This window comes from Nafulsella turpanensis ZLM-10 (assembly GCF_000346615.1).
Lineage (GTDB): Bacteria > Bacteroidota > Bacteroidia > Cytophagales > Cyclobacteriaceae > Nafulsella > Nafulsella turpanensis.
The window spans coordinates 1-671 of record NZ_ANNU01000095.1 but is presented as its reverse complement, the minus strand read 5'-3'; the positions used below and the strand labels follow the sequence as shown (position 1 = coordinate 671).

1 protein-coding gene is annotated in these 671 nt (G+C 41.0%); it reads left to right on the top strand.

Annotated elements, in window-relative coordinates; genetic code table 11:
• Positions 1-89: 89 nt before the first annotated feature.
• Positions 90-671 (top strand): transposase (locus F752_RS0123140; protein ID WP_160164156.1); only part of this gene is annotated, 582 nt, incomplete at its 3' end.

Below are 671 nucleotides of genomic sequence, written 5' to 3'. Positions count from 1 at the left end.
CAATCTGTTCAGGTGAAACAAATCCTGCAGTTCTGGCCGCCTTCCGCCATGGGAACTGCAGGAAATCAGAAGAAGAGATAGCGAAGGCTTTGCAGAGTAATAAAAGAGAAGATTTTCTCTTTGCCCTTAAACAGGAGTTTGCTCAATATCAATACTTTCAAAAGCAGATAGAAGAATGCGATGAAGAAATAAAAAAACAACTCCATAACTTCATCAATGAAGATGAAACAAAGAAGTCATTATTTACAGAAGCAAAGATTCATAAACGAGTAAATAAGAATGCACCTAAAAACATAGACCTTAACCTACTGGCCTATCAATACTTTGATGGCATAGATTTACTGGCTATTCAGGGAGTGAGTCATGCAACAGTTCTGTCCCTGATGAGTGAAGTGGGACCGGAAGGGTTTAAGAAGTTTGACTCAGCCAAACAGTTTGCTTCTTGGCTTAGGTTATGCCCTAACAAAAAAGTCTCAGGTGGAAAAATCCTGAGTAGTCGAACACCTAAAGGAAGTAACAGACTGAAGATAGCCCTGAGGCAAGCGGCAAATGCCATAGGCAATCTAAAGGATAATCACCTGACCAACTTCTTTAACCGAGTCTGCTTCAAAAAAGGCAGACCAGCTGCTATTTCAGCTACAGCCAGAAAGCTGGCCATCATCATATGGAAC